This window comes from Bradyrhizobium sp. USDA3010 (assembly GCF_056429065.1).
Window position 1 is genome coordinate 1 of sequence record NZ_JBWJZD010000004.1, and the last position, 26,339, is coordinate 26,339.

Consider the following 26,339-nt stretch of genomic DNA (forward strand, 5'->3'; position numbering starts at 1 on the left):
CGCCAGGCCGGCAAACCGGCCAAGCTCGCCCTCATTGCTGTCGCCAGGAAGCTGCTGACCATCCTCAACGCCATGATGCGCGACCGAAAACCCTACAAGATCGCTCCATCAACATAACAGTTGCCGGGTCGCGCTCCGCTTGCCCGGGACGACAGCTGTGGATTTGGCAACGTCAGCGGTGAGTTTGGCCACGCCAGCGGTGGATTTGGTTGCGACGGCCGTAGTCTTGCCTACTCCGCCGCTTCCTGCGCCACCGTCGGCTGGGTGCCGGCCACCGTGGCGCGGCGCATGTCGCGGGGTTGCGACTGGTCGTAGCGGCGCACCCGGTGCACGGTCTGGCGGTTGTCCCACATCACGAGGTCATGCACCGTCCATTTGTGCACATAGACGAATTCCGGCTGTGTGGCGTGCTCGGTGAGATCGCGTAGCAACAGCCGCGCCTCCGGCATGCTCATGCCCCTGATGGCGCCGGCATGCGAGGACAGATACAGCGACTTGCGGCCGTGCACCGGATGGGTGCGCACCAGGCGCTGCAGCACCGGCTTGAACATCTCCTTCTCCTCGTCGGTGTAGTCGAGGAAGCCGAGCGAGCCGCGCGAATACATCAGCGAGTGCTCGCAGACCATGTCTTCGATCTCGGCCTTGGTCTCGTCGTCGAGCGCGTCATAGGCCGCGCGCATGTCGGCGAACTCGGTGTTGCCGCCCTTCGGGTTGACGATGCGCGCCGACAGCAGCGAGAATTTCGCCGGGATCGGCCGGAACGAGCTGTCGGAATGCCACAGGCAGTTGCCGAGGTTGAACAGGTGGGTGCGGTGATCCTTCGGCAGCGGCTTGCCGTCCTTGCCGAGATTGGAAACATCGTTGAGCCCGGAGGAGAGACGGTAGTCTTCCTTCTTGGTCACCGTGCCGCCGCGCGCGTTCTCGCGCTCGCCGAAGTTCAGCGCGAACGCCATCTGCTGTTCGTCCGTGATGTCCTGGCCGTGGAAGACGAGCACGGCGTATTTGTCCATGCCGGCCTCGATGTCGACGGCTTCCTGCTTCGTCAGCGGCTTGCGCAGATCGACGCCGGAGACCTCGCCGACGAAATGCTTGTGAAGCTGCCGGATCAGGACCGTCATTGGCGCATCTCCCCGTATCCCGCGGGCGGTTGTCCCGCTTCGTTTGACGAGAAGGCTACTCCCGACGCGCGCCCTGTCAACGCTTCGCGACCAGACGCGGATCAGGCATTCCGTGCCATCAACCCGCCGTCGACGGGAATCACCGCGCCGGTCAGGAAGGATGCAGCGGGCAGGCACAGGCTCAGCGTCATGTGCGCGACCTCTTCCGGATCGCCGTAACGGCCGAGAGCGGTGCGGCGCTTGGCGTAGATCGTCTTGTGCTCCTCGGAGATGCGGTCGGTGATGGCGGTGCGGATCGGGCCCGGGCAGATGCAGTTTACGGTGATGCCTTCGCGTCCCAGTTCCACTGCGAGCGAGCGGGTCAGGCTGGTGACGCCGCCCTTAGCCGCGGAGTAGGGGCTGTGCATCCCGGTCGCGCCGAGCGCTTCGGTCGAGGCGATGTTGACGATGCGCGGCGATCGCGACTTGCGCAGGTAGGGCAGTGCGGCGCGAATGATGCGCGGATGCGCCGTCAACATCACCGCGATGCCCTTCGCCCAGGCGTCCTCGTAACCGGGATCGTCGATCGCCACGCGCACCGAGATGCCGGCATTGTTGACGATGATGTCGAGCCCGCCGAAATGCGCGGCGACATCGTTGACAACCCTGGTGATGGCGTCACGATCACTGACGTCGAGCGTCCAGGCCTTGGCCGAGCCGCCGCTTGCGGAAATCTCCTTCGCCACCGCCTGCGTACCTTCTTCGGTGAGATCGGTGACCGCGACATTGGCGCCCTCATCGGCGAACACGCGCGCGGTGGCGCGGCCCATGCCGCTGGCGGCACCGGTGACGAGAACGGTGAGGCCCTTCACCGAGCGGCTGAGCTGTTTGAATTCGGGCATGACGGATTCTCGCGAGATGAAATTTGGCGCGTTGTGAGACCGGCAACGCTGGCACCGATCCGCAAAGACGTCAAACCGGTGACCCGCTATCGCCGCGCGCGCAGCGCGTTAACGCAAGTTCTGCGTTGGCTTTTGCGTTGGCTTTTCGAAAAGGATCATGCTCAATCAAGAAAACAGCACGGGAGAGGAACGCGATGAACGAGCTCGATTTCGGCGGCAAGCAGGTATTGGTGGTCGGCGGCTCCAGCGGCATCGGCAACGGCATCGCGCAGGCGTTCCGCGCCAAAGGCGCGCACGTTGCCGTGTACGGCACCCGCGCGCAGGCGAGCGACTATTCCGCTGAGGAAGGCTCGCATCTCGATGGCCTTGCCTATGCGCAGCTCGACGTCAGCAATCCGCAGGCGATCGAGAGCCTCACGCCGTCGTTCGATCGCTTGGATGTGCTGGTGTTGGCGCAGGGCGCGGTGATTTACCGCCGCGGGGAATTCCAGATGGAAGGATTCCGCAAGGTGATGGAAGTCAATTTGATGAGCCTGATGGCCTGCGCCACCAGATTCCACGCGATGCTGAGCGCGAGCAAGGGATCGCTGATCATCGTGAGCTCGACCGCGGCTTACCATTCCACCATGGGCAATCCGGCCTACAACGCCTCGAAGACCGGCGCGGTCGGCCTGACGCGCACGCTCGGCGAGGCCTGGGCGGAGAACGGCATCCGCGTCAACGGCATCGCGCCGGGCCTCGTCGATACCAAGATGACCAAGGCGACGACCGCAAATCCGAAGCGGCTCGAAGGCGCGCTCGAGCGCATTCCGCTGAAGCGTCTCGGCACGCCCGCCGACATGGCCGGCGCCGCGCTGTTCCTGGCCTCGCCGCTCGCCTCTTACGTCGTCGGCCAGACCATCATCGTCGATGGCGGGCTCATTCTTTAGCTCCAGGAACTTGTGCGCGGTTCGGCGGTTGGCCTCCTGACAGTTTCAGGGAGCACGTGATGGACAAGGATCGGATTTTCGGAACGGCGAAGGAATTCGTGGGCAAGGCCGAAGGCGCCGTCGGCGATGCGGCCGGCGATGCGCAGACCCAGGCCTCGGGCCGCGCGCGCGAAGCCGCTGGCGCGGTGCAGGATCTCTACGGCCAGGCCAAGGACGCCGCGCGCGACGCCGCCGACACCGCGGTCAACTATGCCAAGGATGCTTATGAGAATCGCGGCGAGACCGTTCGCAGCGGACAGAAGGCGATGGCGCAAACGGTGCAGGATAATCCGCTCGGTTCGCTCCTGATCGCCGGCGGCATCGGCTTTGCGCTGGCGCTGTTGATGACGCGCCAGCCGCGCCGCCCGCCGTCACGCTGGCGTTATTACGGTTGAGCTGCGTAGGGCGGGTTAGCGATAGCGTAACCCGCCGTCTCTCCGCGCATACGACATCGGCGGGTTACGGCTTCCCTAACCCGCCCTACGGTTTTTCCATGATCGAAACGCGCGCCGCCTACTGCCAGGGATTCCCCGGCACTGCGGCACGCTGTCCGACATTGCGCGGCGGCCGCGGCGGTGCCACCAGCGGGCGCTGCTGCGGCGCGCCGAAGCCGAAGATGTCACGCAGCCACGGCTGCGTCTGTGGCTGCTGTTGCGGCTGGGCCTGGGCCGGACGGAATACGCGCCTTGGCGGCTTCGGCGCGGTGATGATCGACCCGTCGGGCGCGATCGCCGTGGTCGAGGGCGGCGGATTCGCAGGGCCTCCCGCCGGGGCGGCCGGCGTGGTCGCAGCAACCGGCACGTCGCCTTTGGCCTGCTCGCGCCCCATTTCGCGGCGCGGCCAGGCGAAATCATCGGCGCGGCCGGCCGGCGGCGCCAAGGCCTCGCCCTTCACCAGCGTGCGTGCGGCGAGCGCGTCGACCGCGGCAGGCCGCGATCCGGGGCCGCCGAGCAATTGATCGGTGCCGACCGTGGAGGCGACCAGCGGCAGCACCGGGCCTGCGAGCGGCCGTGGCGCGGGCTTGCCCGGCTCGGTGCTGGTCTCGGGCGTTGCCGGCTCGCTGGGCAGCGCGATCGGACCGGTGCGCACCGCGAGCAGGCGGGTTACCTCGCGCTCGACATAGTGCGCGAGCTTGCGCGCGCCGGCCTTGGTGAAGAACACGCCGTCATCGGAGCGCAGCTTGCGCGGCTGGCCTTCGAAGTCCGGGCCCTTCGGCATGAAGCGGCCGGCCTCGTCGACAAAGCCGTCCCAGACGTCGACATAGGTGATGCCGGCCTTGCCGGCGCCGTCGCGATAGAGCGCGTCGAGGAACAGCATGTCCGACGTGCCCTTCTGGCCGCGGATCGCGGGCAGGCCGACCCACAGCACCGGCACGCCCTTGCTCTTCAGCACGTTGATCAGCTCCTCGATCTTCTTGCCGTAGAGCTCGACCCAGCGGTCGTCGCGGAAGTCATAGAGGCCATTGGGCGAGCGCGCGGACTTTTCCGGCGCGGCCTGTGAGTCGGGGTCGGCGTCGTCGGCCGGCAACTCGGCATCGGCCGCCTTGCTATCGGTCTTGCCATCAGTCTTGCCGTCGGTCTTGGCGGCGGCGTCGGGCTTTGCGTCCGGCTTGCCGCGCGTGTCCTTTTTGTCGTCCTTCTTGTCGACTTTCTTCTCCGCGACCGGTTCGCGGATCGCGGTGCGGTCGTTGAGGCCGAGCATCACGACGATGGCGTCGGGATTCTCGGTGGCGAGAATGCCCTTCGCGGCCGCAGCCCAATCCGCCGGGTCGCCCTTGGGCTGATAGCGGATCAGGCCGGAGACCGTCTTGTGCTTGCGGATCACGCCCATGTCGGGCTGGTCGGAATAGGCATCTTCCAGGCCGTAGGCGAGCCAGTCGGCCATCGCGTCGCCGATCACGAGCACGTTGCGCTCGGCCGCGGCTTCGCGCTTGGCCGGCGGTGGCGCCCGCGAGAAATCCTCGCGCGGCCGCTGCGGCTGTGATTGCGGCTGCTGTTGCTGGAACGGCGCGAAGAAATCGCCCCCGAACCAGCCGCCGCCACCGCCGTGCTGCGGCGGAGCGCGGCGCTGCGGTTGCGGCGGTCCGCCACCGAAGCCGGGAAAGCCGAAGAACTGCGCCGATGCGGGCTCGGCAATGCCGATCAACAGCGCAAGCGCCACCGTCAGCGCGACCAGCGGGCCGGCTTCGGTGAATAGGCGCAGGAAGGATTTCGGCTTCGCCATCGAGTTCGTCGCAATGATCAGGAAGTACGTGAGCATATTAGCGGAATCGGGCCGCAAGCGGGCAGCTTTTCCACCATAAATCGGGTGCCTCCGGCCGCCGTCAAGGCGCCGGGCAAATATCGGATTTCACGGTTAGTTTTGGGGAGGGGCTCAACGGCTGCGGCGTCGGAACCGGACTCCCTCTCCCGCCTGCGGGGGAGGGTTGGGGTGGGGGTGTTGCCGCGATGGGGCTGATCATTATGCGGAGAGAGCCCCACCCGGATTGCATCTCCGATGCAATCCGACCTCCCCCGCAAGCGGGAGAGGTCGAGAGAGGTCGTGGCCTCGGCGCTACCGCCCCCGCAGCCGCTCCAGCACCTCGGCGGTGGCAAAACCGTCGGCCGGCGCCCCGATCGACACCTGGAAGCCGCGCAGCGCCTCGCGGGTCTGGCCGCCGAACTGGCCGTCGGGCGTGCCCTTGTAGAAGCCGCGCTGGGCGAGTAGCTGCTGCAGTTCCAGCCGTTCGGCGCGCGACAGCACCCGTTCCTGGCGCGGCCAGGGCTGCACGAAGGGCTGGCCGCCGCGCAGGCGATCGGCGAAATGGCCGATGGCGAGCGCATAGGCCTCGGCCGGGTTGTACTTCATGATCACCCGGAAGTTCTGCAGCATCAGGAAGCCCGGCCCTTCGGCACCGGCGGGCGCCAGCAGATAGGCCTTGTCGGACGGCCGCGGAAACGGCTGGCCGCCCGGCCGCTTGACGCCGAGTTGCTCCCATTGCGACAGCGGCATCGCCTTGGCGCGGTCGGCCAGCATGTAGTTCAGGCCCTGCGGCAGCACGACCTCGTAGCCCCAGCTCGCGCCGGTCTGCCAGCCGTCCTTCTTCAGATTGTTGGCGGTCGAGGCGATCAGGTCGCTCGGATCGTCGACGACGTCGCGGCGGCCGTCGCCATCGCCGTCGACCGCGTACCGCTTGAACGCGGTCGGCATGAACTGGGTCGGGCCGAAGGCGCCAGCCCAGGAGCCGCGCATCTGCTCGGGCTTGAGATCGCCGCGGTTGAGAATCTCAAGCGCCGACAGGAATTCGTCCTTGAAATAGGCCTGGCGGCGGCCGATGCAGGCGAGCGTCGCGGTCGACTGCACCACGCTGCGATCGCCCATCTGGGTCGAGTAGTTCGACTCGATGCCCCAGATCGCCGCGACGATGTAGCGATCGACGCCATAGGCCTTCTCGGTCGCGTCGAACTGCGACTTGTATTTGGCGAGGATCTCGCGGCCCTTGGCGAGCCTGGTGTCGCTGACGAGGATGTCGAGATAGTCCCAGATCGCCTTGGTGAATTCCGGCTGTGAATCCAGGAGATCCATGATGCGCAGGTCGGGCTGCAGGCCTGCGGTGAAGCGCTCGAAATTTTGCTGGGCGATGTTGCGTCGCGCGGCATCCGGCCACATCGCCGCAATACAGTTCGGGAAGTCGGATGCGGCCTGGCGGATCGCAGCGGCTGTCATCAAGGGATGGCCGGAGGCGCCGTCTTCCCCGCTCCAGGGCGGCGCCGCGCCGTCCTGTCCGGTCGCGGCCTGCGGCGGCGTCGCGGCGTTCCCCGAAAAGATGCTGTCGATCAGGTTGGTCAGGCCGTTGCCGGCCGATTGAGCTTGCGTGCTGCCGGGCAGCAGCAGGGCCAGCGCGATCAGGCTCGCGCTGCAAAGCCTGGTCCTTGATGTTCCGGTCGCGCGCATGTGTCGTGTGCCTGTCAAAATCGTGCCGCCTCAGAAGGCCCGGTCACGGTTTCCAATAGCTTAACAAAGGGCAGCATTTGGGGCGTGACGTAATCGCGCGCGATGGTGTGACCGGGACAAATTGCCCGGCGTCGTCAACCCGCTTTTGGCTGTTCCCTGAGACCGGCCAGGACAGCTTCGGTGTTCTCGAAGCAATCGCCGCCCGGCGGCGTGGCTTCGATCCGGGCGATCACGGCCTCGAGCCCGGCCTGGGTTTCAGACAAGCGGCGCTGCAGGGCTGCGACCTCGACCACCTTGGCCTTGAGCGCAGCCACCAGCGTGTCGCGGCTCCAGTCTCCCTTGCCGTGCGGCGGCAGCAGGTTTCGGATCTCGTCGAGCGAAAATCCGGCCTGTTGGGCCATTACGATGATTTCGAGGACCTGCCTGGTTCCGCGCGAATACTGCCGATAGCCCTTCAAGCCGCGATCGATCGACCCGATCAGGCCCTCGCGCTCGTAGAAGCGGATGCGCGACGGCGCCAGGCCCGACTCCCGAGCCAGTTCCCCGATTTTCACTGCGGTGCTCCCTTGGCTGCTTGACCTTAAAGTTTACTTTAAGGTTAGGGTGGGCGCAGATCAACAAGGAACTCGATAAGGAAACTTGGCACATGTCGCCGTTCGATTCCCTCACTTTGCCCAACGGGACCAGCGTTACCAACCGCATCGCCAAGGCGGCGATGGAGGAGAACATGGCCGACGCCGGGCACCTCCCGTCGGCCGAGCTGCTGCGCCTCTATCAGGCCTGGGCCGACGGCGGCGCCGGCCTCATCATCACCGGCAACGTCATGATCGATCGCCGCGCCATGACCGGACCGGGTGGCGTCGTGCTGGAGGACGGCACGCCGCTTGAAGCCTTTCGGAACTGGGCGCGGATTGGCCGCTGCAGGGGCGCGCAAATCTGGTTGCAGCTCAATCATCCGGGCCGGCAGATGATGAAAAACATGGGCCAGCAGACGCTGGCGCCATCGGCGGTGCCGCTCGATCTCGGCAAGCATTCGAACCTGTTTGCGATGCCCAAAGCGATGACCGAGCACGACATCGGCGAGGTGATCGCGTGCTTCGTCACAGCCGCGAAACTCGCAGAGCAAGCCGGCTTCTCCGGCGTGCAGATCCATGCGGCGCACGGCTATCTGATCAGCCAGTTCCTGTCGCCCTTGAGCAACCGGCGCACCGACCGCTGGGGTGGCTCGCTGCAAAACCGGGCGCGTCTGTTGATCGAAATCGTCAAGGCGGTCCGCGCGGCGGTGTCGCCGGGCTTCTCGGTCGCGGTCAAATTGAACTCGGCCGATTTCCAGCGCGGCGGATTCGATGCAGCCGATGCGAAGACGGTCGTCGAGATGCTGAATGAATTGCCCGTGGATCTGGTGGAACTGTCGGGCGGCAGCTACGAGGCGCCGGCGATGCAGGGCGATGCACGCGATGGCCGCACACTGGCGCGCGAGGCCTATTTCCTCGACTTCGCGCGCGATATCGCAGGGGTCGCCAGGATGCCGGTCATGGTCACCGGCGGCATTCGCCGCATCGGCATCGTGCAGCAGGTGCTCGACAGCGGCGTCGCCATCGCGGGTATCGCCACTGCGCTCGCCATCAGGCCGGATCTGCCGAATGCGTGGCGCCGCGGCGAGGATCTGCGGCCAGAAGTCGCGCCCATCAGCTGGAAGAGCAAGCCGATGGCCTCGCTTGCCGCAATGGCCGTCGTGAAATTCCAGCTGCGGCGGTTGAGCCGGGGCGGCACGTCCAATCCAAACGTTTCGCCGCTGAAGGCGTTGGTTCTCGCCCAGTTGCGCACGGCGTCGCTCACCCGCAAATATCGCCGCTGGATCGCGTCATCTGCCAACGCGACGGCTGCGTCTCACGGTACGTCAGCGCCGTCGCGCGCCAATGTGCGGGCCGTCGGGATGCCTCGGTAAGCCAAACGCATGGGTGGGAAAAGGCGGATCCGTGCGCATCACACATCCGCCTTTGTTCTCGGCTGCAAAACGGGTACGAAGAAGCGATTACATTTCGCGCCGCCGTCCCACCCGTTTCAAGGCTCCAGATAATCCCATGAAGATCCGCAAAGCCGTATTTCCCGTCGCCGGTCTCGGCACCCGCGTGCTGCCTGCCACCAAGGCAATGCCGAAGGAGATGCTGACGATCGTCGACAAGCCCCTGATCCAGTACGTCGTGGATGAGGCCCGTGAGGCCGGCATCGAGCACTTCGTGTTCGTCACCGGCCGCAACAAGGGCGTCATCGAGGATCACTTCGACCGCATGTTCGAGCTCGACACCACGCTCGCGCAACGCGGCAAGAAGACCGAGCAGGACATCCTGGCGCAGAACCAGCCGGAAGCCGGCGCGATGAGCTTCACCCGGCAGCAATCGCCGCTCGGGCTCGGCCACGCGGTGTGGTGCGCGCGCGACATCGTCGGCAACGAGCCGTTTGCGGTGGTGTTGCCGGACGAGCTGGTGCTGAACACGCCGGGCTGCCTGAAGCAGATGATCGACGCCGCCAACAAGCTCGGCGACAAGTCGAACGTGATCGCGGTCGAGGCGGTGCCCGACGAGCTTACCCATCAATACGGCATCTGCGGCGTGGGAAAACGCACCGGCAACATCTTCGAGGTCGACGGCATGGTCGAGAAGCCGCCGAAGGGCACCGCACCGTCGAACCTGTCGATCACCGGCCGCTATATCCTGCAGCCGGAAATCTTCAACATCCTGGCCACGCAGGAGCGCGGCGCCGGCGGCGAGATCCAGCTCACCGACGCGATGATCGGGCTTGCCAAGACGCAGAAGTTCTACGGCGTCGAGTTCGAGGGCGAGCGCCACGATTGCGGCTCCAAGCCAGGCTTCCTCCGCGCCAACATCGCCTTCGGCCTCAAGCGCCCCGAGCTGCGCGACGGCCTGATCGCCGAGATGAAGAAATATCTGGAGAAGTAGGGGCGCTGCCTCATCTCGTCATTCGCCGCGAGACCGCGGACGTATGATTCACAGACCGCGCAACATATTCGATGTCGTCCCTGCGAAAGCAGGGACCCACACTCCGCTGCAGGCGTAGTGAATGGGACACGTCGTCCAGAATTGCTCAACAATGAACATTCGTGGTTATGGGTCCCTGCTTTCTCAGGGACGACAGCTGTAATTATGGCGCGACGTGTGCGTCAAACACGGATGGCATCGTCTCCGCCGCGCCCCGACCCAATCACGCCACCTTCCTTCGCCGCGCCCGTTTCACTGGCTCCTTCGCCCCATCCTGCTTCGGCGCGCGCAATTCACGGGCGGCGAGTGAGACCACTTCGGCGATCTGCTGCAGCTGCGCGGCGAGCGGGCTGGTCTTGCGCCAGACCATGCCGATGGTGCGCGAGGGCTGCGGGTTCTTGAAGCGCGAGACGGTGACGGGCGCGGAGCGCGTCTCGACCGTTACGGCCATCTCGGGGATCAGGGTGACGCCGATGCCGGCGCCGACCATCTGCACCAGTGTCGACAGCGAGCTCGCATCCAGCACCTCGCGCGGCGGCGACGACGATTGCATGTTGCAGAACGACAGCGCCTGGTCGCGGAAGCAATGGCCTTCCTCGAGCAGCAACAGCCGCATCTCGCGCAGCATCTCGGCGCTCGGCACCGGCGTCTTGGCGTCCTCGCCCGGCCGCACCAGCAGGAAATTCTCGGAGAACAGCGCGACCTCGGTCAGCGACGGTTCATGCACCGGCAGCGCCACGATCGCGGTGTCGAGCCGGCCCTCGGCGACTTCCTTGATCAGCTTCGGCGTCAGCGTCTCGCGGACATGGATGTCGAGCCCGGGATGCAGCCGCGCCAGGGTCTCGATCACCCTCGGCAGCAGATATGGCGCAATGGTCGGGATCATGCCAACGCGCAGGCGGCCGGCGAGCTTGTCGCGCGAGGCGCGCGCGAAGTCGCCGAGCTCGTCGACCGAGCGCAGGATGTCGCGCACGCGATGCAGCAGGTCCTCGCCAAAGGTCGTCAGGGTGACCTGTCGGGCATTGCGTTCGATCAGCACGCCGCCGACGGCCCGTTCCATCTCGCGGATCTGCATCGACAGCGCCGGCTGCGACACCGCGCAAGCATCCGCGGCGCGCCCGAAATGCCCGTGCTGCGCCAGCGCATCGAAATACCTCAGTTGCCGGAGTGTGACATTTATCATCAGATTATCTTATCGGCGCGATCACTAAAGTCAATTTCACCTGATGGATTGGGGCGCGTAGAATCGTTCTCGGAAGAGCTCCAGCACATTCCAGAATCCATCACCTCGGAGAAGAAACATGGACGCAAAAACCGACGAAGGCGCGGGCAAATGCCCATTCACGGGCGGGCCCCGCGGGCACACGAATCGTGACTGGTGGCCGGAGACGCTCGACGTTCAGGTGCTGCATCACAATTCCAGCCTGTCCGATCCGATGGGCAAGGGCTTCGACTACGCCAAGGAATTCAAGTCCCTCGATCTCAATGCCGTGATCAAGGACCTCACGGCCCTGATGACGGAGTCGCAGGAATGGTGGCCGGCCGATTACGGTCATTACGGCGGCCTGATGATCCGCATGGCCTGGCACTCGGCGGGCACCTACCGCATCACCGACGGCCGCGGCGGCGCCGGTGCAGGTCAGCAGCGTTTCGCCCCGCTCAACAGCTGGCCTGACAACGCCAACCTCGACAAGGCACGCCGGCTGCTGTGGCCGATCAAGCAGAAATACGGTCGCAAGATCTCCTGGGCCGACCTGATGGTCCTTGCCGGCAACGTTGCCCTGGAATCGATGGGCTTCAAGACCTTCGGTTTTGCGGGCGGCCGCGCCGACGTGTGGGAGCCGGAAGAACTGTACTGGGGTCCGGAAGGCACCTGGCTCGGCGACGAGCGCTACAGCGGCGAGCGCCAGCTCTCCGAGCCGCTCGGCGCCGTGCAGATGGGCCTGATCTACGTCAACCCGGAAGGCCCGAACGGCAATCCGGACCCGGTTGCCGCCGCGAAAGATATCCGCGAGACGTTCTTCCGCATGGCGATGAACGACGAGGAGACGGTTGCGCTGATCGCCGGTGGCCACACCTTCGGCAAGACCCACGGTGCGGGCGATCCGTCGCTGATCGGACCGGAGCCGGAAGGTGGCGCGATCGAGGATCAAGGCTTGGGGTGGAAGAGCAAGTTCGGCACCGGCGTCGGCGCTGACGCGATCACCGGCGGCCCGGAGGTGGTTTGGACCCAGACCCCGACCAAGTGGAGCAACTACTTCTTCGAGAACCTGTTCAAATACGAATGGGAGCTGACGAAGAGCCCCGCAGGCGCACAGCAGTGGGTCGCCAAGGGCGCGGATGCGATCATTCCGGATCCGTTCGATCCGTCGAAGAAGCGCAAGCCGACGATGCTGACCACCGACCTGTCGCTGCGCTACGACCCGGCCTATGAGAAGATCTCGCGCCGGTTCTACGAGCATCCGGATCAGTTCGCGGACGCCTTCGCCCGCGCCTGGTTCAAGCTCACGCACCGCGACATGGGTCCGATCGCGCGCTACCTCGGCCCGCTGGTGCCGAAGGAGACGCTGATCTGGCAGGATCCGGTGCCGGCGCTCGATCACGCGGTGATCGACGACAAGGATATCGAGGCGCTCAAGGCGAAGATCCTCGCTTCGGGTCTCTCGGTGTCCGAACTGGTGTCGACCGCCTGGGCCTCGGCCTCGACTTTCCGCGGCTCCGACAAGCGCGGCGGCGCCAACGGCGCGCGCATCCGCCTTGCTCCGCAGAAGGACTGGGATGTCAACGAGCCGGCCCAGCTCAAGACCGTGCTGGGCAAGCTCGAAGCCATCCAGAAGGAGTTCAATGCCGGCGGCAAGAAGGTCTCGCTCGCCGACCTGATCGTGCTCGGCGGCGCGGCCGCGATCGAGAAGGCGGCGAAGGACGGCGGCACCCATGTGAAGGTCCCCTTCACGCCGGGCCGCACCGATGCGACGCAGGATCAGACCGACGTCGAATCGTTCGCTCCGCTCGAGCCGCGGGCTGACGGCTTCCGCAACTACGTCAGCGGCAAGCATCAGTTCCTGAAGCCCGAGGAGGCATTGGTCGACCGTGCACAGCTGCTGCGGCTGACCGGACCGGAATTGACGGTCCTCGTCGGCGGCCTGCGGGTGCTCGGCGCCAATGCCAAGAAGTCGAAGCACGGCGTCTTCACCGGCAAGCCGGGGACGCTGACCAACGACTTCTTCCTCAACCTGCTCGACACGGGCACGGTATGGAGCGAAGCCGGCCAGGGCGTCTATGAAGGCCGCGACCGCAAGACCAAGGCGGTGAAGTGGACCGGCACCCGCGTCGACCTGATCTTCGGCTCGCACTCGCAGCTGCGCGCGTTCGCCGAGGTCTACGGCTCGTCGGATGCCAAGGAGCAGTTCGTGAACGACTTCGTCGCGGCTTGGGCCAAGGTGATGAACGCCGATCGCTTCGATCTCGCGAAGTAAGCGGCCGGTACGTCACGGCAATCAGGGACAGGGCGGCGCTTCGGCGCCGCCCTGTTTCATTTCGGGGATGCAATTTTGGAAGACGAAAGGCTTTCCGCAGCTTTGCTCAGTCGTGCAGCTTCATGTCCCGGATCATCTCCTCGAACTCCGCCTGCGTCGGAATCGCCGGTGGCGATTGAGGCGCGCTGCTCGTCACGATGGGAGCATCGCACTGCGAGGCCCCGCGCGAAGGCTCGAGGATTGCGGTCAGGCTCGCCCAGCACACCAGGAGAGCCACGATCCAGTCCAGTACATTGGATGCCGTCACTGCAGCACCGATATCTGCATTTCCATGCGGTGATGGTGCAGCCTGTGCGACGCTTGCGCAATTCGGAAGCTGCGAAACGTGACTTCGGCGTAGCCGAGCGGAGTGCCGAAGGCTGGACGCTATCCGGTCCGCGCGCGGCGTCCCTCGATCGGATAGGCGGGATCGTTGAAGCCCGGCGTCGAGGGATGGCCGGTAACGACGAGGCGGTCGATCAGGGCTTCGTCCTCGGCGGTGAAGCGATAATCGAGCGCGCGGATGTAATCGTCCCACTGCGCTTCGGTGCGCGGGCCTGCGATGACCGCGCTGACGAACGACGAGTTCAGCACCCAGGACACCGCGAACTGCCCGGCGGTGATGCCGCGGCTCTCGGCGTGGCGCTTGATCTCCTGCGCGAGCTGCAGCGATTCCGGTCGCCACTCGGTCTGCATCATGCGCTTGTCGTTGCGGCCGGCGCGGGTGTCGGCGGGCGGCGCCGCGTCGGGTGCGTATTTGCCGGTCAGCACGCCGCGCGCCAGCGGGCTGTAGGGCACGATGCCGAGGCCGTAATAGGCGCAGGCCGGGAAATGCTCGACCTCTGGCATCCGGTTCATCGCATTGTAATAGGGCTGGCTCGCCACGGGACGGTCGATACCGAGCCGGTCGCAGATGTTGCAGATCTCGGCGACGCGCCAGGCGCGGTAGTTGGAGACACCGAAATAGCGCACCTTGCCGGCGCGGATCAGGTCGCCCATCGCGCGCACCGTCTCGTCGAGCGGCGTCGCGTGGTCTTCCTTGTGCAGATAGTAGACGTCGATGTAATCGGTGCCGAGCCGCTTCAGGCTCTCGTCTGCGGCCTGCAACACCCAGCGCCGCGACAGCCCGCCATGGTTCGGATCGTCGCCGATCGGATTGGCGAGCTTGGTCGCGAGCACCCAGCCCGAACGGCTGTTCGAGATCGCGCGTCCCACGACCTCCTCGGACTTGCCGCCATTATAGGCGTCGGCGCTGTCGATGAAGTTGATGCCGGCCTCGCGCGCCTTCGCCACGATCCGTGACGAGGTCGCCTCGTCGGTCGGCCCGCCGAACATCATGGTGCCCAAGCAGATCGGCGAAACCTTCAGGCCGCTGCGGCCGAGCTGGCGATATTGCATCGATCGTTCCTCCGGGGCATTCCGGGATGTCCCGAAGGACCAGACCCGGCACATCGGGATTCCGGGCTCGATGCTGCGCATCGCCCCGGAATGACAGGATCAACTCTCGTTCTTCAGAACCTTGAACACGCCATTGGCCATCGCGATGCAGCGCTTGTCGACGGTCACCTCGGCCGTGATGAAGATCAGGCTGCGGGTCGAGCGTACCACGCGCGGACGCGTCGTCAGGATCTCGCCGATCTTGCCGGCCTCGACGAAATGGGTGTCGAGCTGCACCGTCGCAAGCGTCGGCTTGCCCGAGACGAAGCGCGCGGCCATGCCGCAGGCGCGGTCGGCAAAGGTCATGATCACGCCGCCCTGCACCAGGCCGCGGCGATTGTGGTGCTTGTCCTCGGTAATCAGCGCGAGCTCGAGCGCGCCGTCCTTCAACCGCTCCCACAACGGGCCGATCAATGTCAGGAAACCCGTGGTGTCGGCGATCTTCCAGCCGTCGGATTTGAGCTTGTCCGCGGCCTTGGCCGTCATGAGGAGGGGTCCCTTGCTTGCAAATGATTGATCGCAGGAGGCATGTCGTTCCGCTCATTTCATCAAACGCTGTTGTGTTGTAGTCAAGCTCCATGGCCCGCACATTTGACGATGCCACCCGGCGGAATATCGCAGAGCTCTGCGCCGCGTTCGCGCGCCTGGCGCCGGCGGACGCGGCGCCGACGCTGAAGCGCGCGGCGGTCGCGATCGCGCTGACCGAAGGCGGTGACAACAGCAGCACCGCCTTCCTGCTGACCCGCCGCAGCGCGCGCCTGCGCGCCCACAGCGCGCAATGGGCGCTGCCGGGTGGACGCTGCGATCCCGGCGAGACGCAGCCCCAGGCCGCGCTGCGCGAACTGCACGAGGAGCTCGGGCTGGCGCTGTCTGAACGCGACGTGCTCGGCATGCTCGATGATTATCCGACGCGGTCCGGCTATCTGATCACGCCGGTCGTGGTCTGGGCCGGCGTGAATGCAGCGATCACGCCGAATCCGGACGAGGTCGCGTCCGTTCATCGCATCGGTCTCGATGCGGTCGAGCTCGACGACGCGTTCACCTTCGTCACGATTCCCGAGAGCGCGCGGCGCGTGATCCGCTTCCGGCTCGGTGGTCAGCAGATCCATGCGCCGACCGCCGCGCTGATCTATCAGTTCCGTGAGGTGCTCGCCGGCCGCAACACCCGCGTCGCCGATCTCGAGCAGCCGGTGTTCGCATGGAAGTAGGCCGCAACGATGCGGCTATTTGTGATGCCGTTTGCGGGCGTTCATCTTCATTGCCTTGCCTTGCGCATCAGGCGGATGCGTTGCGCTCGCGGGTTCCGGCGGCGCTCGCGACACATTCTCGTAACAGGACAATCGTGAGCGCGGATCCGGAAACGACCCGCAATCCGGACGCTCGGCGTGCGCGGGTGTGGAGAGCGTCAGCGCGGCGGCGAGCCAGAGTGCCATTCTCATCGCAATCTCCACGGCGTTTCACCGGAGAACACCGCATTGTGGCGAAAATTCTGGACCTGGTCGCGGCATCCGGCCGCTTGCGCTCCGAGCATTTCCGGGCTGACTTCGCGGCGGCGCTTGCTACAACGAGGCCATGCGCCCGCAATTGATTCGCCTCGTTCCTGGACTTGTCGTGCTCGCGCTCGCCGCCGGCGCGCCGTCCGTACTGGCCGGCGAGGCCGATACGTTGCCGCCGTCCGTCGCCAATGCGATGGCGCAGGCCTCGTCGCAGGCGATCATGGAATATCGCCGCAAGCTGGAGGAATATCAGGCGGCGCGCGATGCCTTCGAGCAGGACGCCAGCGCCTATTGGAGCGCGATCGCGGACAAGCGGCGCGGCCGCAACGCCAAGCGCCGCGACCGCGTGCAGATCACGCTGGACGATTACGTGCTGCAGCAGCCGCCGGTCTATGAGGGCCCGAAGCGGCCGGTCAACCCGGCGCCGGAAGAAGAGGGCGGCAAGCCGCCGCGCCCGCCCAAAACCATTCCGGTGGTCTCGGATCTCGTGAGGGCGGCGGCCGAACAATTCCAGTTCACGCCGCAGCGGCCGTCGAGCGAGGTCGAGTTCAAGCGCGCCTATGCTCGCTACGCGCGCGCCGCAGGGCTGACGCCGGAGCAGGCGGTGCGGGTCTATTCGTTCGAGACCGGCGGCACCGGCAATTACGACGTGCAGGCGGGCATCGAGCACGGCGGCAAGCGCGCGATCTCCACCGCGATGGGCTACAACCAGCTGCTCACCACCAACACCGTCGAGCTCTTGGCCGAGCAGGGCCATGAATTCGTGCGGGATCTGACCGCGCGGGTGGCGGCGACGCAGGGGCTGGCGCGCAAGGCCATGGAGCACAAGCTCGCGGTGTTGAAGAAGATGGTCGCGTTCACGCGGACCGTGCCCGACGACTGGTCGGCGCATCAGCGCCTCGCCGATACGCCGCAGGGCTGGGCGTGTCACGCCATGGTGCTCGACATCGATATCGGTCCGATGCTCCAGACTCACAAGCTGCTGACCTCGGTGATCTTCGCGCGCAACAAGGGCTACACAAGACCGCTCACCGCGGCCGAGCTCGAGATGATGAACCTGACCGGCGACGGCACCGGGCTCGACATGGTGACGATGCCGCAGGCGATGCGCGAGCAGGTGCCGACCACGAATTTCTTCCAGCGCTCCGGCTACGAACGCAACCCGGTCGCGATCCGTCACAACACCGTGGCCAAGCTGCTCGCCATCACCAACGAGCGGATGGATTTCAACAGCAACAAGCCCGGCGCGAGGGAATTGGCCGCGGCGTTCTGAGGTCTATCGAAGACGTCAGAGCATTGTCGGTTCTGATTGCATCAGAACCGAATCTCTAGACCCTTCTCTCGACGCGTTTTCTTTACGCGAACCGGCGTCCGCTCGGCTCGAAAACGCTCTAATTCGAGCCGAACATGAACTTGCCGTTGCCCTCGAGATAGGGCCCGGAGCGCATGTAGAGTTGGCCGTTGTGGCCGATGAAGAACAGCGTCCCCTTCGGCACTTTCTTGGCTCCCTTCAGCAGTGTGTTGGCATTGCTGGTCCCCATCTTGTAGGCCCAAGTCTTGCCGTCCTTGTCATAGGCATAACCCATGTCGGTCTTCAGCTCCCAGGGCGCAGCCTCCTGCGCGAATGCGCATGTCGTCAGCGCGGCAAGCGCCGCAGTCGCAATAAAGGTCTTGGTCAGAAAAAGCGTCATGATCCACCTCCGGCCGAGAATAACGGCGTCGTCCCCACGTTTTTGAACAAATCACGAACGGCATTTGCGCGTCAATACGACAATCGGCGCGACCGCTCGCGCAGATCGGCGACTTTGTGATTTCCCGTATCAACCTTGGCGACTATCTTCGCGTTACCGTTTACAAACGCTTCGATTGCCGGAAACACTACCTGGGGATGATCGGGATGAACCACGTCATGAAGATCGGTATCGGTGTCGCTCTGTCGTTCATGGCGCTGGCGTCAGTCGCGCAGGCGGACGAGTTCAAGCTCTCCAACAACCAGCGGATCTCCTGCAGCCGCGGCCTGTCGGCCGGCAAGCTCAACACGTCGACCTGCAAGTCCTACGCCTATCTGTTCAACGCCAAGACCTCCGAATACTTCCGCTGCCAGGTTTCGCTGGCGCTGACGCGGGACAACAAGGAGGTCATCAACGTGCAGGCCGACGGCGGCTGCACCAAGAAGCCGCGCATCTTCGAGACCGACGGCAATTACACGTTCGACGCCACCGAGACCGAGCCGCCGAACACCAATTCGTTCTTCGGTACGGGCGGCTATGCGATCTGGGCCAGCGATACCAACACCCAGAAGATCCGCGGCTGCATCACCATCTCGTCCGGCCTCGGCTCCGACATCTCGAAATGCCTCGACATGACGTTTCAGTGACGGCTGTGCGGGCCGCGTGATGCGCAAGCTGCGCCCGGCCCCGCTGTGCCGCTCCTGGCTGTTTCTCGTGGCGCCAACGAGGCGATCCTGCAGAGCGCGGCCGCCAGCGGCGCCGATGTGCTGATCCACGAGCTCGAGGACTTCACCCCGCCGCCGCTGCGCCCGAGGGCGCGGGCGCTGGCGCCCGAGCTCTACGCGGCCTGGCGCGACCAGGGCGCGGTGGTCGCGGTCCGCGTCAATCCGTTGGACCAGGACGGCATGGACGATCTTGCCGCCGTGATGCGCGGCCATCCTGACATCGTCGCGCTGCCGAAGGTCGCCGAGCCGCAGCATGTCGCGAGACTCGACGAGGCGGTGACACGGTTCGAGCGCGACTATGGCATCGCCGAAGGATCGACGTCGCTGTTGCCGAACATCGAGTTCGCGCGCGGCCTGGTGCAGACCGGCGCGATCGCGGCGGCGAGCCGGCGCACCATCGGTTGTCTGATGGCCGCCGAAGACCTCGCCGCCGATCTTGGCGCCGAGCGCGGCAGCGACGGCCTGGAGCTCGCCTACGCGCGGCAGCGCTTCATCGTCGAATGTCGCGCCGCCAATGTCGTCGCGGTCGACTGTCCCTACACCTGGAGCGATGTCGCGGGCGTCGAACGCGACACGATCTGGGCGCGACGGCTGGGTTACACCGCAAAGAGCCTGGTCGATCCTGCGCATGCCGCGATCGTCAACCGCGTCCTCACGCCGAGCGAGGATGAGTTGCGCCAGGCGGCCAGGATCGTAGCTGCCTTCGAAGCGGCGCGGGCGCAGGGCCTTGGGCGCGTCGAACTTGACGGTTCGCTGCTTGAAGTCCCGACCTATTCCAACGCAAAGCGCCTGATCGCGCGCGGCGAGGCGCTGCGCGCGATCGATCGCAACGCTCAAGCCTGACCGGAGGCCATGCCTCAGGACGCCGGCTGTTTCTCCGAGAAGTGCATGCGCGAGCGGGCGAACTTCTTGATGCCCATCGGCTTGCCGAACAGGTAGCCCTGGACCTGATCGAAATCCATCTCGTGCGCGGCAAGAAAGTCCGCGCGCGTCTCGACCCCCTGCGCAATAACCTGCGCGCCGGCGTCGTGTGCGAGCTCGACGATACGCCGGCACACCGTCTGCTTGAGGCGCTGATCCGCGCAACCGGTGACGTATTGATGGTCGACCTTCAGCTGGACGAACGGAAAGTTCGGCAATCCCAGCAAGGATGGCCAGTTCGCGCCGACATTGTCGATCGAGATGCCGATATTGTGCAGGCGAACGCGCCGGGCGACATCGATCGCCAAATCGAGATTGTCGACCACCTCGGCGCTGTCGATCTCGATCAGCAGGCCGGCAAAGGCGGCATGATCCGGAATCCGGTAACAAAGCTCGCGCACCGCAGCATCGTCGGCGAGAAACGAGATCGGCAGGTTGATCGAGAGATCGACCGGTCCGATCTGCTCGAGCAGATAGCGCCAGTCTTCGATGGCGCGCTCGATCACGAACTCGGACAGCGCATGAAAATGCGGATCGCTTTCGTCGGGGATGAAGTAGGCAGGCGGCACGACGCCCCATGCGGGATGGCGCATCCGGATCAGCGCCTCGGCGCCGCTCGGAACCAATGTCCGGAGATGAATTTTCTGCTGATACCACAGCTCGAGCCAGCCGGCCTTCAGCGCTTCGGGCACATCCACTGCCGGGCTCGGTGCGGGCTCGAGCGGCATCAATGACACAAGACTGTCACGAAGGGTTCCGGCGCTGAACGGGGTGGAGAGGGCCGGCAGCATGGCGATACCGTACTCATCGCCGATCTGCCGAACCGCTTTGACGATGATGGAGTCCGGCTGACCGATGACGAGGACCTTGCCGCCGTAGTCCTTTCTCACCAAAGTCTCGAGAATTTTACTGACTTCGATGCCGTCAACGGACACGCCGAGCACCAGAAGATCGGGCCGTTCCGCGTCCAGCACGGTGTCGAGTTCCAAAGCCTGGCCGCATTCGCTGGTGATGAAGCCGAGGTCTTCCAGTGCCTCCGCGAGGAAGGTCCGTAGGTGTTTCTTGCTGTCCGCAATGCATGCGCGTGGGGTCAGCTTGCGATGTCCGAACCAGCCGGCTCGCGTTTGTCCGATGTGACTGATGTGGTTCATGCCCCGCCTTATCCGTAATTACCCCGGCCTGACTCGTACATCCATGAGCGGCGGCAATCATGGAAATTTCTGGTTCATACATTGATTGGCTCGCTAACCTTAAAGGATTCAATTCGACTCAAATGATCCCGGAATCGCCGCGTCTTGCCGCGGTTACACGCGCAACAAATGCGTCATCTGGCGTTCATGAGAGCAATCGTGTCTGACTGTGCACCGCACCGGAAACATTGCGCGCGTGTGTCATCGCGAGACGACGTTAATGACTGTGGTGTCGGGTCGATGCCGAAGCGGAATTGCACCATTGTCGGACATCAAATCGAGTTGCCGCCGCGCACCAACGGCGAATCAGATCATCCGTTCTGCGATGCCAATGCAGCCCTGCGTGCTGTCGTCGTTGCCGTTCGCAACGTCTCCGGCATCAACGCGCAGTAGCCGATCAGCCCGGCACAAGCGACGGCCGCAAGGAACAGAAATGCGGCGCTGTAGCCGGCGTGGACGATGATCAACCCGGCGACCGCCGTGCTCAGAGCGCCGCCGATGCCGGTCGCAGCGGCGATCGCGCCCTGGCTGATGTTGAAATGTCCGGTACCGTGCGTGAGATCGGCGACGACGAGCGGGAACAGCGCGCCGAAGATCCCGGCGCCGATGCCGTCGAGCAATTGCACCGACACCAGCCAGTACGGATTGTTCGACAACGGATAGAGCGCGCCGCGAACAGCCAGCACTGCGAGCGCTACGGCAAAGATCGGCTTGCGGCCCCAGACGTCGGCCTTGCGTCCGACCAGCATCGCAACAGGCACCATCACCAGTTGCGCCGCGATGATGCAGACCGACATCAGCGATGTTCCGAGGTTGCGGTTGACCAGTGCGAGCTTCTGTCCGACCAGCGGCAGCATCGCGGCATTGGCAAAATGAAAGATCACGGTCGCGGCCGCGAAGATCAGCAGCGGCTTGCAGGTCAGCAGCACGCGAAAGCCGGATGGCCGGTCATGCAGCGTGCCGTGCTCCTCCGCGATATCGTCGAGCCCGCGCGCGACCTGGTGATCGATGGCGGCGGCTGGGATCGAGAGCGTCGCGGCGATGCTGGCGAGCGCCATTGCCGCGAGCAGCCAGAACACGACGACGGGACCGAACCAGTAGGCGGTGCCGCCGGCGATCGCCGCAGCCACCGCGTTGCCGGCATGATTGAAGGCCTCGTTGCGGCCGGTCCGCGCCGCGAATGCCCTGGGGCCGACAATGCCGAGCGTCACCGCAGCGATCGCCGGCGCGAACGCCGAGCCCGATGCGGCCGCAAGCGCCTGCGTCGCGGCGACCAGCGCGAACCGGTCGAGCAGCGGCAGCAGCAGGCAGGCGGCGGTCACGGCGAGCGCGGCTGCGATCATCAACGCGCGCTTGGCGCGGCTGCGGTCGATCAGGGCGCCGGCCGGTGTCTGGGCGACGATCCCGGCGATCGCCGCGATCGACATCACCGACCCGATCGAGGCCTCGTCCCACCTCCGTTCGGTCAGAAGGTAGATCGCCAGATAAGGGCCGAGGCCGTCCCGCACGTCGGCGAGGAAGAAGTTCAACGCATCAAGCGCGCGCTCAACGGGCGTCCCGGACGGCTGCAAGTGATACCTCGCGGCGAGATTACGCATCTCAACCCGGCGGCGCGCGCAGAGTTCCCGTGCAGGTAAAGTGGTGCTGCCATCAGGGATTTCGGCCCTGCATGCGTCATTTGGATGGGTTGACCCGGCAGGGGCGTGCGGCCAATTTCCGGCCCGGCTTAGGGGAGAATAATGCTCATGAATTCAAGGTTGATGGCTGCCGCGATCGTGGCCGCCAGTGTTTTGTCCGCGCCTGTCGCGCAGGCCCAGCAGTTCATTAACGTGCTCACCGGCGGCACCTCGGGCGTCTACTATCCGCTCGGCGTCGCGATCGGGAAGATCTACGGCGACAAGATCCCTGACGTGAAGACCCAGGTGCAGGCGACCAAGGCCTCGGTGGAGAACCTGGTGCTGCTGCAGCAGGGCCGGGGCGAGATCGCCTTCACGCTCGGCGATTCGCTGAAGGCCGCCTGGGAAGGCGACGCCGAGGCCGGCTTCAAGACCAAGCTCGACAAGCTGCGCACCATCGGCGCGATTTATCCGAACTACATCCAGATCGTCGCCACCGCCGAAAGCGGCATCAAGACGCTCGCCGATCTCAAGGGCAAGAGCCTGTCGGTCGGCGCGCCGAAGTCCGGCACCGAGCTCAACTCGCGCGCGATCCTCGCGGCCGCCGGCATGAGCTACAAGGATCTCGGCAAGGTCGAGTATCTGCCGTTCGCCGAATCGGTCGACCTGATGAAGAACCGCCAGCTCAACGCCACGCTGCAGTCCGCCGGCCTCGGCGTCGCTTCGCTGAAGGACCTCTCGACCTCCAGCGAGATCACCGTGGTCGCCGTGCCGAAGGAGACCGTCGACAAGATCGGCCCGCCCTTCGTCTCCGTGATCATTCCGGCCAACACCTATACCGGCCAGGACAAGGACGTGCCGACCGCGGCGGTCGTGAACTACCTCGTCACCTCGAGCGCGGTGTCGGACGATCTGGCCTATCAGATGACCAAGCTGGTCTACGAATCGCTGCCGGAACTCGCCAATGCCCACGCCGCGGGCAAGGAGATCAAGCTCGCGGCCGCCGCGACCGGCAGCCCGGTGCCGCTGCACCCCGGCGCGATCCGCTATTACAAGGAAAAGGGCCTGATCAAGTAGGGCCAGCCACATTTCGAGGTGTCATGGCCGGGCTCGACCCGGCCATCCATCTTTCCAAAGACGTTGATTTTTCGATGGATGCGCGGGTCAGGCCCGCGCATGACGATTTGGCCAAGGTGCTATAAGCATCGCGGGCACGGCGGGGGACTAATCATATGCAGCAGCAGGTTGCGGGCGAGCAGCCCATCAAGGTTGAATTCGACAATTTCGAGCACGGCTTTCCGGAAGGCTTCGGTCCGGGCGCCTGGGGCCATCTGGCCTATGCCATCGGTCTCGCCTTTGCGGTGTTCCAGCTCTATGTCGCAGCCTTCAATTATTTGCCGAGCCAGGTGGTGCGCGGCGTCCATGTCGGCTTCCTGATTCTGCTGACCTTCGGCCTGATCGGCAATTTCACCGCCAGGACCGATTTCGGCCGCGCGGTGAGCTGGATCGTCGGCGCCGCCGGTTTCCTCTGCGGGCTCTATCAGTGGATCTTCTATGCCGACCTGATCGCCCGCGACGGCGATCCGACCAATTTGGACCTTGCGGTCGGCACGCTGCTTGCGATCCTGATCTTCGAGGGCACGCGGCGGCTGATGGGAGCGGCGCTGCCGCTGATGTGCGGCGCCTGTCTGCTCTACTGGTTCTTCGGACAATATCTGCCGTCGCCGTTCAACCATCGCGGCTATGGCTTCGACCAGATCGTCACCCATCTCTCGTTCGGCACTGAAGGCTTCTACGGCGTGCCGATCTATGTCTCGGCGACCTACATCTTCCTGTTCATCCTGTTCGGCTCGTTCCTGGAGCGTGCCGGCATGATCCAGCTGTTCACCGACGTCGCGCTCGGCCTGTTCGGCCGCACCCGCGGCGGGCCGGCCAAGGTCGCGGTGTTCGCCTCGGGCATGATGGGCACGATCTCAGGCTCCGGCGTCGCCAACGTCGTCACCGTCGGCCAGTTCACGATTCCCTTGATGATCAAGTTCGGCTACCGCCGCGCGTTCGCCGCCGGCGTCGAGGCCACCGCCTCGATGGGCGGCCAGATCATGCCACCGGTGATGGGCGCGGTTGCCTTCATCATGGCCGAGACGCTCGGCGTTCCCTATTCGGAGATCGTCAAGGCCGCCGTGATCCCGGCGATTCTGTACTTCGCCTCGGCGTTCTGGATGGTGCATCTGGAAGCCGGCAAGCATGGCCTCGTCGGCATGAAGCGCTCGGAGATCCCGAGCGCCTGGAAGGCGCTGGTCGCGCGCTGGTATCTCGTCTTGCCGCTCGCAGCGCTGGTCTACATGCTGTTCGAGGGTTTTACGCCGCTCTATGCCGGCAGCATGGGGCTCGCGTTGACGGTCGGGCTGATCCTCGGCGCCAGCATCACGCTCGGCTTCTCCAACACCGTCGTGCGCTACATCTTCTGGATCGGCCTCGCGCTGGTGGTTGCCGCGGTGTCGCGCCACGGGCTCGAGATCGTCCCGGTCGCCCGCGTCGTCGCAGGATTGATCGTGATTGCGGCGATCACAAGCGGCGGCCGCGCCACGCTCCGAGCCTGCCGTGACTCGCTCGCTGACAGCGCCAAGTCGGCGCTGACCGTCGGCATGGCCTGCGCCATCGTCGGCGCCATCATCGGGATGATGACGCAGACCGGCGTCGGCACCATCTTCGGCAGCTGGATCATCGGGCTCGGCGCCAAGAGCCTGTTCCTCGCGCTGATCATGACCATGCTGCTGTCGATCCTGCTCGGCACCGGCATCCCGACGATCCCGACCTACATCATCACCGCGGCGCTCGCGGCGCCTGCGCTCGCCAAGCTCGGCGTGCCGCTGATCGCAAGCCACATGTTTGCGTTCTACTACGGCATCATGGCCGACCTCTCGCCGCCGGTCGCGCTCGCGGCGCTGGCAGCGGCGCCGATCGCCAAGGAGAATCCGGACAAGATCGGCTGGGAAGCGATGCGGATCGCGCTTGCCGGCTACGTCATTCCCTTCATCTTCGTCTATTCGCCGGCGTTGATGCTGCAAGCGGGCGATCCGATGCAGACGCAGCTCGGCTTCTACGGCGCGGTGGCGCTGGCGACCTTCAAGGCGCTGGTGGCGATCGCCCTGTTCGGCATCGTCGCGATCGGCTTCCTGTTCGCGCGGCTGACCTTGATCGAGATCGTGGTCGCCTTCGGCGCCGCGCTCTGCCTGCTCGGCGATTTCCAGTTCTCGGATACGGCGGGCTTCACGCTCGCCGCCGCGGTCGTGCTGTGGCAATGGCGGCAGCGTCCGCGCAACGCGGTGGCGGCGGCTTGAGCCTCTGCCTTGCATCCGCCGGTGTCGTGAAGACGCTGCAGGTCGCAGCCTTCACGCTCGCCTGGACGCATTCGATCGAGAAGACCGCCTGGCAGGAAGACTGGCAGGTCACGCCGGCCGGCCTGACGCTGCAGCAGGCGCGTATCAAAGGCACGGGCGCCGGCATGGAGCCGCCGCCGGAAGCGCGCCTCGCTGGCGGCTGGTTTCAATGGTCGCCGCCGCCGGTGCCAAGGGCGGAGGTCGTGCTCGGCAATTCCGGCGCGGCGGGCGAATGGCATCTGTGCGGGGCGGGACGCTGCCAGACGCTATCGGAGATTTTCGGGCATCCGATCGGTGCTAATGTCACGACGATGAGTGTTTGCCGAGATCCGTAGCTCCATAGCCCGGATGGAGCGCCAGCGTAATCCGGGGCCAGTGCTCCCGGATTGCGCTTCGCTTCATCCGGGCTACTGACTACGTCAGGCTGCAA

Annotated in this window: 24 protein-coding genes and 1 pseudogene; 13 read left to right on the forward strand and 12 right to left on the reverse strand. The window is 65.3% G+C overall.

Annotation, left to right across the window (positions count from 1 at the left end; all coding sequences use genetic code 11):
- Nucleotides 1-117: pseudogene (locus tag AC066Y_RS07955) on the forward strand (IS110 family transposase); the annotation flags it as partial.
- 113 nt (nt 118-230) lie between these two features.
- On the opposite strand, the gene AC066Y_RS07960 reads toward AC066Y_RS07955, so the two are convergent.
- Nucleotides 231-1,118, reverse strand: a complete 888-nt coding sequence (locus tag AC066Y_RS07960) for a TauD/TfdA dioxygenase family protein (protein ID WP_478273392.1) — start codon at nt 1,116-1,118, stop codon at nt 231-233.
- 101 nt (nt 1,119-1,219) lie between these two features.
- Nucleotides 1,220-1,999, reverse strand: a complete 780-nt coding sequence (locus AC066Y_RS07965) for an SDR family NAD(P)-dependent oxidoreductase (RefSeq protein ID WP_478273393.1) — start codon at nt 1,997-1,999, stop codon at nt 1,220-1,222.
- Between the two features lie 194 nt (nt 2,000-2,193).
- Here AC066Y_RS07965 and AC066Y_RS07970 point away from each other — a divergent pair, with 194 nt between their 5' ends.
- Together AC066Y_RS07970 and AC066Y_RS07975 are read left to right on the forward strand one after the other, a co-directional pair.
- On the forward strand, nt 2,194-2,928 hold the full coding sequence (locus AC066Y_RS07970; RefSeq protein WP_478273394.1) for an SDR family NAD(P)-dependent oxidoreductase: 735 nt from the start codon (nt 2,194-2,196) through the stop codon (nt 2,926-2,928).
- 59 nt (nt 2,929-2,987) lie between these two features.
- The gene (locus tag AC066Y_RS07975; RefSeq protein WP_478273395.1) at nt 2,988-3,362 is read left to right on the forward strand and encodes a CsbD family protein; all 375 of its coding nucleotides are present in this window, start codon (nt 2,988-2,990) and stop codon (nt 3,360-3,362) included.
- A 118-nt stretch (nt 3,363-3,480) separates the two neighbouring features.
- Here the strand turns inward: AC066Y_RS07975 and AC066Y_RS07980 are convergent, their stop codons facing one another.
- The 3 genes from AC066Y_RS07980 to AC066Y_RS07990 all read right to left on the reverse strand — a co-directional run bounded on the left by AC066Y_RS07980 (nt 3,481) and on the right by AC066Y_RS07990 (nt 7,454).
- Nucleotides 3,481-5,190 (reverse strand): SGNH/GDSL hydrolase family protein, encoded by a 1,710-nt coding sequence (locus tag AC066Y_RS07980; protein WP_478273725.1) that lies wholly within the window; start codon nt 5,188-5,190, stop codon nt 3,481-3,483.
- 330 nt (nt 5,191-5,520) lie between these two features.
- The gene (locus AC066Y_RS07985) at nt 5,521-6,900 is read right to left on the reverse strand and encodes a lytic murein transglycosylase (protein ID WP_478273396.1); all 1,380 of its coding nucleotides are present in this window, start codon (nt 6,898-6,900) and stop codon (nt 5,521-5,523) included.
- Nucleotides 6,901-7,034: 134 nt separating this feature from the next.
- Entirely contained in the window at nt 7,035-7,454 is a 420-nt protein-coding gene (locus tag AC066Y_RS07990; protein ID WP_478273397.1) for a MerR family transcriptional regulator, read from the reverse strand.
- A gap of 92 nt (nt 7,455-7,546) precedes the next feature.
- Between AC066Y_RS07990 and AC066Y_RS07995 the strand changes: the two genes are divergently transcribed.
- Together AC066Y_RS07995 and galU are read left to right on the forward strand one after the other, a co-directional pair.
- Nucleotides 7,547-8,848, forward strand: a complete 1,302-nt coding sequence (locus AC066Y_RS07995; RefSeq protein ID WP_478273398.1) for an NADH:flavin oxidoreductase/NADH oxidase family protein — start codon at nt 7,547-7,549, stop codon at nt 8,846-8,848.
- A gap of 136 nt (nt 8,849-8,984) precedes the next feature.
- Complete coding sequence (galU, locus tag AC066Y_RS08000) at nt 8,985-9,860, forward strand: UTP--glucose-1-phosphate uridylyltransferase GalU (protein WP_092118845.1); 876 nt, start codon at nt 8,985-8,987, stop codon at nt 9,858-9,860.
- A gap of 262 nt (nt 9,861-10,122) precedes the next feature.
- On the opposite strand, the gene AC066Y_RS08005 is transcribed toward galU, so the two are convergent.
- A complete protein-coding gene (locus AC066Y_RS08005; RefSeq protein WP_478273399.1) occupies nt 10,123-11,082 on the reverse strand; it encodes a hydrogen peroxide-inducible genes activator in 960 nt (319 codons plus the stop codon).
- A 118-nt stretch (nt 11,083-11,200) separates the two neighbouring features.
- Here AC066Y_RS08005 and katG point away from each other — a divergent pair, with 118 nt between their 5' ends.
- The gene (gene katG, locus AC066Y_RS08010; RefSeq protein ID WP_478273400.1) at nt 11,201-13,375 is read left to right on the forward strand and encodes a catalase/peroxidase HPI; all 2,175 of its coding nucleotides are present in this window, start codon (nt 11,201-11,203) and stop codon (nt 13,373-13,375) included.
- A 106-nt stretch (nt 13,376-13,481) separates the two neighbouring features.
- Here katG and AC066Y_RS08015 read toward each other — a convergent pair whose 3' ends face one another.
- From AC066Y_RS08015 to AC066Y_RS08025, 3 genes are all read right to left on the reverse strand, one after another.
- A complete protein-coding gene (locus tag AC066Y_RS08015) occupies nt 13,482-13,682 on the reverse strand; it encodes a hypothetical protein (RefSeq protein WP_478273401.1) in 201 nt (66 codons plus the stop codon).
- Between the two features lie 119 nt (nt 13,683-13,801).
- Nucleotides 13,802-14,812, reverse strand: coding sequence for an aldo/keto reductase (locus tag AC066Y_RS08020; RefSeq protein WP_478273402.1), 1,011 nt, complete (start codon nt 14,810-14,812; stop codon nt 13,802-13,804).
- Between the two features lie 99 nt (nt 14,813-14,911).
- Nucleotides 14,912-15,337 carry a PaaI family thioesterase gene (locus AC066Y_RS08025; RefSeq protein ID WP_478273403.1) on the reverse strand — a complete coding sequence of 142 codons (426 nt, stop codon included), beginning with the start codon at nt 15,335-15,337 and terminating at the stop codon, nt 14,912-14,914.
- A 92-nt stretch (nt 15,338-15,429) separates the two neighbouring features.
- Here AC066Y_RS08025 and AC066Y_RS08030 point away from each other — a divergent pair, with 92 nt between their 5' ends.
- Nucleotides 15,430-16,059 carry an NUDIX hydrolase gene (locus AC066Y_RS08030; RefSeq protein ID WP_478273404.1) on the forward strand — a complete coding sequence of 210 codons (630 nt, stop codon included), beginning with the start codon at nt 15,430-15,432 and terminating at the stop codon, nt 16,057-16,059.
- Nucleotides 16,060-16,423: 364 nt separating this feature from the next.
- A complete protein-coding gene (locus AC066Y_RS08035; protein WP_478273405.1) occupies nt 16,424-17,620 on the forward strand; it encodes a hypothetical protein in 1,197 nt (398 codons plus the stop codon).
- 118 nt (nt 17,621-17,738) lie between these two features.
- On the opposite strand, the gene AC066Y_RS08040 is transcribed toward AC066Y_RS08035, so the two are convergent.
- Nucleotides 17,739-18,038, reverse strand: a complete 300-nt coding sequence (locus AC066Y_RS08040) for a hypothetical protein (RefSeq protein ID WP_456720322.1) — start codon at nt 18,036-18,038, stop codon at nt 17,739-17,741.
- Between the two features lie 206 nt (nt 18,039-18,244).
- On the opposite strand from AC066Y_RS08040, the gene AC066Y_RS08045 reads away from it, so the two are divergent.
- The gene (locus tag AC066Y_RS08045) at nt 18,245-18,724 is read left to right on the forward strand and encodes a hypothetical protein (protein ID WP_478273406.1); all 480 of its coding nucleotides are present in this window, start codon (nt 18,245-18,247) and stop codon (nt 18,722-18,724) included.
- Between the two features lie 45 nt (nt 18,725-18,769).
- Complete coding sequence (locus AC066Y_RS08050; RefSeq protein ID WP_478273407.1) at nt 18,770-19,645, forward strand: HpcH/HpaI aldolase/citrate lyase family protein; 876 nt, start codon at nt 18,770-18,772, stop codon at nt 19,643-19,645.
- A gap of 14 nt (nt 19,646-19,659) precedes the next feature.
- On the opposite strand, the gene AC066Y_RS08055 is transcribed toward AC066Y_RS08050, so the two are convergent.
- Complete coding sequence (locus tag AC066Y_RS08055) at nt 19,660-20,874, reverse strand: EAL domain-containing response regulator (RefSeq protein ID WP_478273408.1); 1,215 nt, start codon at nt 20,872-20,874, stop codon at nt 19,660-19,662.
- A gap of 350 nt (nt 20,875-21,224) precedes the next feature.
- Nucleotides 21,225-22,511 (reverse strand): MFS transporter, encoded by a 1,287-nt coding sequence (locus AC066Y_RS08060; protein WP_478273409.1) that lies wholly within the window; start codon nt 22,509-22,511, stop codon nt 21,225-21,227.
- Between the two features lie 147 nt (nt 22,512-22,658).
- On the opposite strand from AC066Y_RS08060, the gene AC066Y_RS08065 reads away from it, so the two are divergent.
- The 3 genes from AC066Y_RS08065 (at nt 22,659) to AC066Y_RS08075 (ending at nt 26,244) form a co-directional block, all read left to right on the forward strand.
- On the forward strand, nt 22,659-23,606 hold the full coding sequence (locus tag AC066Y_RS08065) for a TAXI family TRAP transporter solute-binding subunit (RefSeq protein WP_478273410.1): 948 nt from the start codon (nt 22,659-22,661) through the stop codon (nt 23,604-23,606).
- 155 nt (nt 23,607-23,761) lie between these two features.
- A complete protein-coding gene (locus AC066Y_RS08070) occupies nt 23,762-25,870 on the forward strand; it encodes a TRAP transporter permease (RefSeq protein WP_478273411.1) in 2,109 nt (702 codons plus the stop codon).
- Nucleotides 25,831-26,244, forward strand: a complete 414-nt coding sequence (locus AC066Y_RS08075) for a DUF1850 domain-containing protein (RefSeq protein ID WP_478273412.1) — start codon at nt 25,831-25,833, stop codon at nt 26,242-26,244. The genes AC066Y_RS08070 and AC066Y_RS08075 overlap by 40 nt, the downstream gene beginning before the upstream one ends.
- The last annotated feature ends 95 nt before the right edge of the window (nt 26,245-26,339 follow it).

What these genes read in the sequence shown, in the direction of transcription:
- AC066Y_RS08070 (WP_478273411.1), top strand. Translation starts at nt 23,762, where the DNA reads ATGCAGCAGCAGGTTGCGGGCGAGCAGCCCATCAAGGTTGAATTCGAC.
- AC066Y_RS08040 (WP_456720322.1), bottom strand. Translation starts at nt 18,038, where the DNA reads ATGACGCTTTTTCTGACCAAGACCTTTATTGCGACTGCGGCGCTTGCC.
- AC066Y_RS07960 (WP_478273392.1), bottom strand. Translation starts at nt 1,118, where the DNA reads ATGACGGTCCTGATCCGGCAGCTTCACAAGCATTTCGTCGGCGAGGTC.
- AC066Y_RS07985 (WP_478273396.1), bottom strand. Translation starts at nt 6,900, where the DNA reads ATGCGCGCGACCGGAACATCAAGGACCAGGCTTTGCAGCGCGAGCCTG.
- AC066Y_RS08065 (WP_478273410.1), top strand. Translation starts at nt 22,659, where the DNA reads ATGAATTCAAGGTTGATGGCTGCCGCGATCGTGGCCGCCAGTGTTTTG.
- AC066Y_RS08060 (WP_478273409.1), bottom strand. Translation starts at nt 22,511, where the DNA reads ATGCGTAATCTCGCCGCGAGGTATCACTTGCAGCCGTCCGGGACGCCC.
- AC066Y_RS08020 (WP_478273402.1), bottom strand. Translation starts at nt 14,812, where the DNA reads ATGCAATATCGCCAGCTCGGCCGCAGCGGCCTGAAGGTTTCGCCGATC.
- katG (WP_478273400.1), top strand. Translation starts at nt 11,201, where the DNA reads ATGGACGCAAAAACCGACGAAGGCGCGGGCAAATGCCCATTCACGGGC.
- AC066Y_RS07965 (WP_478273393.1), bottom strand. Translation starts at nt 1,999, where the DNA reads ATGCCCGAATTCAAACAGCTCAGCCGCTCGGTGAAGGGCCTCACCGTT.
- AC066Y_RS08005 (WP_478273399.1), bottom strand. Translation starts at nt 11,082, where the DNA reads ATGATAAATGTCACACTCCGGCAACTGAGGTATTTCGATGCGCTGGCG.
- AC066Y_RS07995 (WP_478273398.1), top strand. Translation starts at nt 7,547, where the DNA reads ATGTCGCCGTTCGATTCCCTCACTTTGCCCAACGGGACCAGCGTTACC.
- AC066Y_RS08030 (WP_478273404.1), top strand. Translation starts at nt 15,430, where the DNA reads ATGGCCCGCACATTTGACGATGCCACCCGGCGGAATATCGCAGAGCTC.
- AC066Y_RS08075 (WP_478273412.1), top strand. Translation starts at nt 25,831, where the DNA reads ATGGCGGCAGCGTCCGCGCAACGCGGTGGCGGCGGCTTGAGCCTCTGC.
- AC066Y_RS08045 (WP_478273406.1), top strand. Translation starts at nt 18,245, where the DNA reads ATGAACCACGTCATGAAGATCGGTATCGGTGTCGCTCTGTCGTTCATG.
- AC066Y_RS08025 (WP_478273403.1), bottom strand. Translation starts at nt 15,337, where the DNA reads ATGACGGCCAAGGCCGCGGACAAGCTCAAATCCGACGGCTGGAAGATC.
- AC066Y_RS07970 (WP_478273394.1), top strand. Translation starts at nt 2,194, where the DNA reads ATGAACGAGCTCGATTTCGGCGGCAAGCAGGTATTGGTGGTCGGCGGC.
- AC066Y_RS07975 (WP_478273395.1), top strand. Translation starts at nt 2,988, where the DNA reads ATGGACAAGGATCGGATTTTCGGAACGGCGAAGGAATTCGTGGGCAAG.
- AC066Y_RS07980 (WP_478273725.1), bottom strand. Translation starts at nt 5,190, where the DNA reads ATGGCGAAGCCGAAATCCTTCCTGCGCCTATTCACCGAAGCCGGCCCG.
- galU (WP_092118845.1), top strand. Translation starts at nt 8,985, where the DNA reads ATGAAGATCCGCAAAGCCGTATTTCCCGTCGCCGGTCTCGGCACCCGC.
- AC066Y_RS08055 (WP_478273408.1), bottom strand. Translation starts at nt 20,874, where the DNA reads ATGAACCACATCAGTCACATCGGACAAACGCGAGCCGGCTGGTTCGGA.
- AC066Y_RS08035 (WP_478273405.1), top strand. Translation starts at nt 16,424, where the DNA reads ATGCGCCCGCAATTGATTCGCCTCGTTCCTGGACTTGTCGTGCTCGCG.